Raw genomic sequence first — 9,545 nt, 5'->3', positions numbered from 1 at the left:
GATAATCCATATGAAGGAAGATCCTGAAGCAGCGACTAAAAAGCTCGATGAATGGATAGCTGATGCCAGTAATTCGGACATGGCGCCGATTAGAAAACTGGCAGAGAAAATAGAAAGGAACCGTGAGGGGATATTGCACTCAATTATCAATCGGGCCAACAGCGCAAAGAGCGAAGCCACCAACACTACGATTAAGCTTTTAATCAAAATGGGCCGCGGGTACCGTAATCTGGATAATCTAATAGCGCTGGTATACCTGAAATGCTCAGCTCTGGAGATACCACTGTTTAACCGACCGTCGAGAAGAACATTGAACCCTGACAAAGAAGAGATAGGGAAAAAGATTGAGCAGGCAATCCAGCAGGAGCAGGCGCTTGCAAAAGGACAAATGGCAGTAACCGAATAAAGCCTTCTGCCTCAGTCAGACAACACGGGAACGGAATTTCCGATGGGGTTATGCCTGTCGGCGGGGGTTCGCCGTCTGGCATACGGCAGTCTCCTGCATCGCCAGCCCTTATGCAATCAATGCTGGTAGGAACAAAGGTTACAGTTCCGAGGATTAATAATTAAGGAGGGAAGGCGCCTGCGGCGCTTCCCGGTTAATGATTAAAGGGGCTCCGCCCCTTTACCCCTAAAACTGCCTCGTGCTTAGTAAAATTGAAACGTATGGCCATCTCTGGAGGCCGGATAAGGGGTGTTGTACGGGAGCCTGATTATAGATATCTGGCATGGGCAGAACGCAGATCAGGGTGGGAATGTTCATTTTAGTTCGCACTTTGCCTGGGGGTGGGGGCTCGCCCCCACCCCCAGGCAAAAAGGCCCGGACTATCAATCCGGGCCATACCTAAGGTGAAGGTTAAAGCTCCTACCCACCCACATATCCTCCAGAAGAAGCGGGCAATTTGCTCCCTGGTTCGGTTTTACGGAGGAGGATGTCGCGGAGATCTGCCGGCTGCCCTGCTGTTCTGTCCCTCAGGAAGTTCTCCGGGAATGGTACGGGGGCTATAAAATCATGATGTTTGACGCAAAGCTGAGAGATTACAGAGATGCAAACATTTACAGCCCCGTTTCAGTTCATCGCGCCGTATCCGGAAACGAATGCTCGAAATATTGGGGAACTTCTTTTTCGGATGAAGAGGCAATCCGGCTTATAAACATGGATTTTGCCGGCCTGAAGGACGACATCATCAATCTTATTGCCGGCGGCCCTGTTTGGTTTGACTGTTTAACCTTTCAGAACGATATGACCAGCATTGATAACAAGGAGCAGGTGTTTTCTCTTCTGGTCTGTCTGGGGTATCTGGGCTGCCGCAAATTTCCAAACGCCGGAACTGAACGCTGCGCTTACGTTCCGAACCGGGAAATCAGGGAAACGCTCATTGACATTGTAAGGGAGCAGCCCTGGTACAATGCCATGCCCGTGATCGAACGTTCCGAAAAGCTCTTTCAGGCCATCAGATCTCTGAATGCCAAAACGACTGCGGAAATAGTCGGCGGCATCCATAACTCCCCCTATGTTTCCGTTATCGGATATAACAAGGAGGAAGCTCTGGTATTCTGTCTCATATCCGGGCTTATGTGGTGCGCCGAGAGCAGCTATGACAGCTTCCGGGAACTCCCGGCAGGGAAAGGTTTTGCGGATCTGGTGTTTGTGCCAAAAAACAAACCGGATCTCCCGATCATGATTATTGAGTTCAAGCGGGATTACAGCGCTGAGGATGCCCTGAACCAGATAAAGGAACAGGACTACGCCGCAAGATACCGCCAAGACGGAGACGAGAGGGAAGTTCTGCTTGTCGGGCTTAACTACAATTCCGAAACAAAGGAACATCATTGCCTTATCGAGAAGATGTGAAGAGATGTTTATGGCAGAGGAACCCGGGATTTTTGTTTCTTCCGGAACGCAGTTTTGCAAAAGCGGCCTTCCGCTCATCCCGCATTGACCGTAAAATGATGACTGAAAAACTTGGATTAACAGAGGAAAAGAAGCCATGACAAAGGAATCAAGCATCTTCGAGACTGACGAGGACATCATAAACCGGATAAACGAGGAAATCGCCACAATCGACCGGGATATGGTCATTGTCAAGAGAATACAGGAAAAATTCGCCGGCATCTTAAAAGACGTTGATGAGCTGACCATCGGCGGCGTTCTGGTGCTTGAGAATAGCATTCCAGGGGATTTATACCGGAACTATATTGAAAAGCACCTTAAAAACAGTCAGAATGCAGAGAAGCTGCTGATTGCAGAAAGGGAGAAGAATGTAAAGGCTCTGACGGATTTTAAGAAACATCTGAATAAGATGAAAGCCGAAAGCTGACAGTCCCGGGGAGCGCCGGCACGTCCTTCCGGACATTGAAAAAGTCAATGTTAAGGAGCATCTGATAAACCCGATTCTCAATCATTGGCGAATACGCTTGCGAGCTTAATTGCAGCCTTCCGGAAAAGCAGAGACGGACGAAGCACCAGCATAGCAAATGAGCCCGTGGTTCCGAAAAGCCGGCTGTCTTATGACAGCCGGTTTTCTGTTTCTTCACTGACATATTGCCATTGTCCGGAGAAGCCTTCCGGGAAAGTTTTAGGATGCGGTGAAAACCCCGCCCCGCAGAGGGACGGGATTTTCATCAGGACTTACGGAGCGCTCAGGTTCAGATTCGCCATCCGTGCTGCAGCCTTATGGGGGTTAAGATAACTCAGCTTTTCCTGATTTCCGTTCCGCGATACTCCTCAGATTCCCCGGCATCTTCAGTTCATGATAATCTTCATGGCCGGACGGATGCCGGTATATTCAGAATTGACCGGGTTCCGTAACACGGCATAGCGGCAACAGCGCCGCAAATGGAGAAAACCGAATAAAGTGGTATCATTACCGGGGGCTATGCAGAGTTGCCACAGGAAATAAAATCAGAATGGACTAACAGGATGGATCAGCAGAATGGATGCTCTTATCTCCTTTAATCTGAAGCCGTCTTCCCGGACGCCGCAAAAACAGAGATTTACCGGGCTTTTCGGATCCGCTCCGGCCTTTTTCATTGCCGAAGCGGTTAAGGATGCCGCAGCCCCGGCCCTTGTAATCACGAGATCCGTCCGGGAGGCCCTGGATCTGGAACAGGAGCTCCGCTTTATCATGAAGGATGTGCCGGTGTGGTATTTTCCGGACTGGGAAACCCTCCCCTATGACACCTTCTCCCCCTATCAGGACATCATTTCCCGCAGGCTGGAAATACTGTCCCGGCTGGAAACCGCCCGGAAAATGGTGATCATCGCCTCGGTTAATACCCTGATGACCCGGGTTTCGCCCAAATCCTTCATAAATTCCCAGGCTATCATGATCAAAAAGGGCGACACCCTGAGCATTATGAGGCTCCGGGACAAGCTGGCCTCCTCCGGCTACCTCATGACCCGGCAGGTGCTGGGACACGGCGAGTTCGCTGTCCGGGGCTCCATTGTGGATCTCTTTCCCATGGGCGGCAATGTGCCCTACCGCCTGGACTTCTTTGACGACGAAATCGACTCCATCAGCATCATTGATCCGGAAACCCAGAAATCAGTAAAGCCTGTGGAAAAGATCGCCATCCTGCCGGCGCACGAATTTCCGGTAACCCCGGAGGCCATCGACACCTTCAGAAAGAACTACCGGGAACGCCTGAACCCCGACAATCTGGCTCTCCATAACATCTATCAGCAGATCTCCCGGAAGGTTATCCCCTCGGGCATCGAGCATTATCTCCCCCTGTTCTTTGCGGACACGGCCACGGTATTTGACTACCTCCCCCCGGAAAGCCCCGTGCTGGTCATGGAAAGCATCCGGGAAACCATGGACGAGTACTGGCAGGATATTCTCTCCCGGGCCGCCAAAACCGCCGGAAACCCTGACCATCCCAGTCTGGAACCCAAGCTTCTTTACCTTAATCCCGATGAGCTTCTTGCGGCCGTGTCCCGCTTCCGGAACTTCCGGATCTGGCCCGGGAAACCCGAAGGCGTTTCAACGGCTGCTATAGATCTCCGCACGGAGCCGGTGCCGCCGGTGGCCATGGATCACGGAAAGTCCCGCCCCTGCGAAAACCTTATGAAATTCCGGGAGGAGTTTCCCGGCAAAATGCTCTTCGCCGTAAGCTCCGAGGGCCGGGAGGCCATTCTGCAGGAAATGCTTCTGGGAAGCGTCGCCGCAAGGCACTTTGATTCCTTCGGGGATTTTCTGGCCGCTCCCGATAAGACCGGCATCGCCGTGGCTCCCCTTAATAACGGCTTTATCTATGGGGATCTGGCCATACTTACCGAGACCGAGCTTCTGGGAGCGTCCGGAGCCTCCAGAACCCGGAAAAGCAGCAAGAGAACCATTAACCCGGATGCCATTATCCGGAATCTCGCCGAGCTCAAGCCCGGGGAATTCATCGTGCACGAAAAGCACGGCATCGGCCGTTATCTCGGGCTGGAAACCCTGGAAATCGAGGGGCTGAAACAGGATTTTGTGGCTCTGGAATATGCCCAGAACGCCAAAATGTACGTCCCCATATCCTCCCTGCATCTCCTGAGCCGCTATACCGGAGCCGATCCCGAAAAGGTCACCCTCACCCGGCTGGGCTCCAATCAATGGGAAAAGGCCCGGAAAAAGGCGCAGGAAAAGATCCGTGACGTGGCAGCGGGACTTCTGGAGCTCTATGCCAAAAGAGAGATGCGGAAGGGATTTGCCTACAAGATCCCGGAAGCGGAATACGGCCGCTTCGCCGCCCGCTTCGGCTACCAGCTTACCGATGATCAGATGAGCGCCATTACCGCGGTGCTGGAGGACATGAAATCCGAAAAGCCCATGGATCGGCTTATTTGCGGCGATGTGGGCTTCGGCAAAACCGAGGTGGCCATGCGGGCTGCCTTTATCGCTGTCTCCAATGCCCGGCAGGTGGCCATCCTGGTGCCCACCACCCTTCTCGCCGACCAGCATTACGAAAGCTTCCGGGATCGCTTTGCGGATTCCCCGGTGGAAATCGCCTGCCTGAGCCGCTTCAAAACCGTCCGGGAACAGCATGAGGTAATAAAAAAGCTGGCTCAGGGCACGGTAGACATTGTTATCGGCACCCACAAGCTCCTCTCGGCGAACATCAAGTTCCGGGATCTGGGGCTTCTTATTGTGGATGAGGAGCACAGGTTCGGCGTGGCCCAGAAGGAAAAGATTAAAAAGATGAGAGCGGAGATCGACATCCTGACCCTGACCGCCACCCCCATCCCACGGACTCTCAATCTGGCCATGAACAATGTCCGCTCGCTCTCCATTATCGCCACCCCGCCGGCCAAGCGCCTCGCGGTACGCACCTTCGTGCATGAATACGATGAAGGGCTTATCCGGGAGGCCATTCTCCGGGAACTGAACCGCGGCGGCCAGACCTACTATCTCCACAACGACGTCATGACCATCAGCGGCGTACAGGAAAAGCTTGCCGCCCTGGTGCCGGAGGCCCGCATCGCCGTGGCCCATGCCCAGCTTCCGGAGCAGGCCCTGTCCCGGATCATGCACGACTTCTGCCATCAGCGCTACAACGTGCTTATCTGCTCCACCATCATTGAGACCGGCCTTGACATCCCCACCGCCAACACCATCATCATGGACAGAGCGGACAAGCTGGGGCTGGCTCAGCTCCATCAGCTCCGGGGCCGGGTGGGCCGCTCCCACCATCAGGCCTACGCCTATCTCCTGACACCGGAGCACGGCGAAATTTCCGATGATGCCAAAAAACGACTTAATGCCATCGCCTCTCTGGAGGAGCTGGGTTCCGGCTTTATTCTGGCCACTCAGGATCTGGAGATCCGAGGCGCCGGAGAAATTCTGGGAGCGGAACAGTCGGGGCAGATCGAGGGCATCGGCTTTTCTCTTTACATGGAAATGCTGGAAAATGCCATTGAGGCCCTTCGGGAGGGCCGGGAGCTCTCTCCCGAGAGCATGGAATCCCGGGAAACCTCCGTGGAGCTTCATATTCCCGCCCTCCTGCCGGAAAGCTATGTTTACGACGTCACCATCAGGCTGACCCTCTACAAGCGTCTTGCCTCAGCGCTTTCCGATGCCGAGGTGGATGACCTCCGCTCGGAAATCATTGACCGCTTCGGGGCGCTGCCCAAAGACGCCGCCAGTCTTTTTGAGATCCAGAAGATCCGCATTGCCGCGAGAAAGCTGGGCATAACCTCCATTGACATGAACCGGAAATACGGCTCCCTGACCTTCGGGGACACGGTGCGGGTCAGCTTTGACTATCTCACCAAAATGATTTTTGAGAATCCGGGCGCCTACGGCATGGACGGGCCGAACCGGATCCGCATCCTGAAGGTTCCGGAGGATCCCGGCGAAAGAATCCCCTTTATCCGGAGCATCGTAACGGACATGGCCGCGCATCCGGAGGATCCGGCTTAAGCCGCCCCGGATTTTGATTTTGGTTCCGGGATTTTGCATTTTCCGCCGGATCCCATTAATATGGCCGGTGAGTCAGGAAAAAACGATAAAAAACGGTTAGCGCATGAACAAGATAGCATTACTCGCCTTGGGAGCCTCTCTTGCCGCAGTTATGAACGCGGAGGCTATCCCCCTGAGAAATACGGTGGACGAAGGCCAGCTTATGGCCGCCCGGAGAGCCCTGGACGCCGAGGAGCAGAAGAAGCTCCAGAAGGACAACAAGCACGTCAAAAGCACGGAAAAGTACTGTAAAAGCATGGTGCAGTTCCGTCTGGGCCAGGATTATCACATCAAAATCACCGACAGAAGAGTGCCCACCCCCGCAGATACGGATCAGACCAAATACTCCGTGGCGGGAAATGCGGACGGCCCAGACAACCTGAGTTTTCATTGCATTGTTTCCGTAAAGGACGGCATCATCAATCTGGAGCACCTGAACCTTTACAAGGTGGTTCGGGACACCCCAAAGGATCCGGCCGCAAAACCGGAGCCCCCCAAGGCCGCCCCTGACGCCCCGGCTAATCCGCCCTCCGGAAAAGACACCCCCGGTGCTAAAAAGCCGCCGGTTAATGCCATTTCCCCGGCTCCGGAAAAAAGCGGTATTTCCCAGAAGCCCCAGAAGAAAAAGCCCCATAACCCCTCCGGCAGTAATAACCATGGCATCTCGGGGAAATAAGTACTTCTCCTTCCCGCCGCTTCCGATCTTCTCTTTCCGGCCGGGATTTCCAGACAGCCTTCCCGGCCGCGCTTTCCGGATCCCGGAGCGGCGCTTCCCCCGCCGGGAAGCCGGTATCTTAAGTTCCCGCTCCGGATTAAACCGGGTTTTTCCGGCTAAAAAAATCTGAGAGCGCATCCTGAACATAGTAAAATAGCATCATTCACCAGACGCAAACACCTGAAACAGACACCAGATACAGATCTTCCGGATACCCATGATAGAAAAGCTCATTGCCGACCTGCACAGTCATACACTGGCCAGCACCCATGCCTACAGCACCATTTATGAAAACACTCTGGCAGCCCGGGAAAAGGGACTCAAGATTCTGGCCATGACCGATCACGGCCCCCGACTTCCTGACTCCGCGGATATTCTCCATTTCAAGAACTCGGTGAAGGCGCTCCCGGACACCATTAACGGAGTCCTTGTCCTTAAAGGCATCGAGGCGAACTTTCTGCCCGGCGGCAAAACCGACTGTCCTGAAAAGCTTTACCGCTCGCTGGATCTGGTGCTGTGCGGCTTTCATAACGGAGCCATGCCCAGCCAGGGCCGGGACGAAAACACCGAAATCGCCCTGAAAACCATCCGCTCCGGACTTATTGACGTAATAGCCCATCCCGGAGATCCCAACTACCCCAAGGATCTGGAAGCCATTGTGAGCTGCGCGGCCGAGTGCGGCGTGGCCGTGGAAATCAATGCGGCCAGCGGCGCCGGTTCCCGTATCGGCAGCAATGAATTCTGTCTTTTAACCGCAAAGCTCTGCAAAAAGTATCATGCCCTGGTCAGCGTGGGATCCGATGCGCACTTCATGACCAATATCGGGAATCTCAGGCATGCCATTGAATTCATAAACGAGGCCGGGATTCCGGAGGAGCAGGTTATCAACACCTCCATGGAGAAAACCCTGAACTTCGTGATAGGCCGCGGGCACCCCCATCCGGAAAACTATTTAAAGCTTCTCGAAACCGCCTGAGTCTTTTTTCGCACTCCATTTGCGCCATGCCCCATCATGCGCCAGACCAGCCCATGGTCATGCGGAGGCTTTATCAGGTATCAGGCGCTGCGGTGCAACACGGACACAAAAAAAACAGTCTCGGACTTTGGGTGCGGGACTGTTTTTTTGGGCGATGCGGCGGATAAAGCTCCGCCGCAAAAAATAATCACAGATTACATGCTTTCGGCAATCTCGTCAGGGATCTGACCGTTGTGATAAACCTGCTGCACGTCATCGAGATCCTCCAGGGAATCAATGAGCTTCACGAAGGTTTCGGCATGATCCTTGTCCAGCTGGGCCTCGGTGGAGGGCACCATGGTTACCTCGGCATTGCTGTGCACCAGTTTGGCGGCGTCCACGGCATCCAGCACGTCGCCGAAGCTTTCCGGAGTGGTGTAAACATCAAAGCTGCCGTCATCATTGCTCACAACGTCATCAGCGCCGGCCTCCAGAGCCACCTCCATCAGCTTTTCCTCATCAGCGTTATCGAAGGTAATAACACCCTTCTTGGTGAACAGGAAGCCCACGGAACCCTCGGTGCCCATATTGCCGCCGAACTTGGTGAAGCAGTGTCTGACATCAGCCACGGTGCGCTTCCGGTTATCGGTCATGCATTCCACCATAATAGCGGTGCCGCAGGGACCGTAGCCCTCGTAGATCACGGTTTCCAGCTCAGCGCCGTCTCCGCCGCCGGCGCCGCGATCCACGGCGCGCTTAATGGTGTCGCGGGTCATGTTCTGAGAAAGAGCGGCAGCCACGGCAGCGCGCAGTCTCGGGTTGGAGGACTCATCAGCCCCGCCCAGACGGGCAGCGGTGGTGATTTCACGAATAAGCTTGGTAAATACCTTGCCCCTCTTGGCATCCTGCGCCGCCTTGCGGAAGCGGATATTCGCCCATTTGCTATGTCCTGACATAGTAATATCTCCTAAATGTCTTGCTAGAAGGGGTCAAAGCCCCTTTTATGATTATTCCTCAAAATCGGTAACCTGAATGCCCAGTTCTCCCATAGCCTCATCAGAGGGCTGGCTCGGAGCCTCAGTCATGAGACAGGAGGCGGCGGTGGTCTTCGGGAAGGCGATGACGTCGCGAATGTTTTCCGTGCCGGTAAGGAGCATGGTGAGACGGTCAAGACCGAAGGCCAGACCGGCATGAGGAGGAGCGCCGTACTTGAGAGCCTCCAGCAGGAAGCCGAACTTGCGCTTCTGCTCTTCGGGAGAAATGCCGAGAACATTGAACACTGCCTGCTGCATCTCCTCCCGGTGAATGCGCACGGAGCCGCCGCCTACCTCATAGCCGTTGATAACCATATCGTAGGCATCGGCATAAACGCTGTAGGGATCCTTCTTCAGTTCCTCCGCGGAAACGCCCTCGGGAGCCGTGAAGGGATGGTGCA

Annotated in this window: 8 protein-coding genes; 6 read left to right on the top strand and 2 right to left on the bottom strand. The window is 54.5% G+C overall.

Annotated elements, in window-relative coordinates; all coding sequences use genetic code 11:
- From ACJROR_RS02020 to ACJROR_RS01995, 6 genes are all read left to right on the top strand, one after another.
- Positions 1–406 (top strand): transposase (locus ACJROR_RS02020; RefSeq protein ID WP_406545644.1); only part of this gene is annotated, 406 nt, incomplete at its 5' end.
- 750 nt (positions 407–1,156) lie between these two features.
- Positions 1,157–1,855 (top strand): PD-(D/E)XK nuclease domain-containing protein, encoded by a 699-nt coding sequence (locus tag ACJROR_RS02015; RefSeq protein ID WP_406545643.1) that lies wholly within the window; start codon positions 1,157–1,159, stop codon positions 1,853–1,855.
- Positions 1,856–1,991: 136 nt separating this feature from the next.
- Positions 1,992–2,321: a hypothetical protein gene (locus ACJROR_RS02010; protein WP_406545642.1), complete on the top strand. Its 330-nt coding sequence runs from the start codon at positions 1,992–1,994 to the stop codon at positions 2,319–2,321.
- Positions 2,322–2,936: 615 nt separating this feature from the next.
- Positions 2,937–6,401 (top strand): transcription-repair coupling factor, encoded by a 3,465-nt coding sequence (gene mfd / locus ACJROR_RS02005; RefSeq protein WP_406545641.1) that lies wholly within the window; start codon positions 2,937–2,939, stop codon positions 6,399–6,401.
- 103 nt (positions 6,402–6,504) lie between these two features.
- Positions 6,505–7,116 carry a hypothetical protein gene (locus ACJROR_RS02000; protein WP_406545640.1) on the top strand — a complete coding sequence of 204 codons (612 nt, stop codon included), beginning with the start codon at positions 6,505–6,507 and terminating at the stop codon, positions 7,114–7,116.
- A 256-nt stretch (positions 7,117–7,372) separates the two neighbouring features.
- Positions 7,373–8,131, top strand: coding sequence for a phosphatase (locus ACJROR_RS01995; RefSeq protein WP_406545639.1), 759 nt, complete (start codon positions 7,373–7,375; stop codon positions 8,129–8,131).
- A gap of 194 nt (positions 8,132–8,325) precedes the next feature.
- On the opposite strand, the gene ACJROR_RS01990 is transcribed toward ACJROR_RS01995, so the two are convergent.
- Together ACJROR_RS01990 and ACJROR_RS01985 are read right to left on the bottom strand one after the other, a co-directional pair.
- Positions 8,326–9,066, bottom strand: a complete 741-nt coding sequence (locus ACJROR_RS01990) for a YebC/PmpR family DNA-binding transcriptional regulator (protein WP_406545638.1) — start codon at positions 9,064–9,066, stop codon at positions 8,326–8,328.
- Between the two features lie 51 nt (positions 9,067–9,117).
- Positions 9,118–9,545 (bottom strand): amino acid--tRNA ligase-related protein (locus ACJROR_RS01985; protein WP_406545637.1); only part of this gene is annotated, 428 nt, incomplete at its 5' end.

The organism is Succinimonas sp. (assembly GCF_045225735.1).
In the GTDB taxonomy this organism is placed as follows: domain Bacteria; phylum Pseudomonadota; class Gammaproteobacteria; order Enterobacterales; family Succinivibrionaceae; genus Succinimonas.
This window is presented reverse-complemented; position numbering and strand designations above follow the sequence as displayed.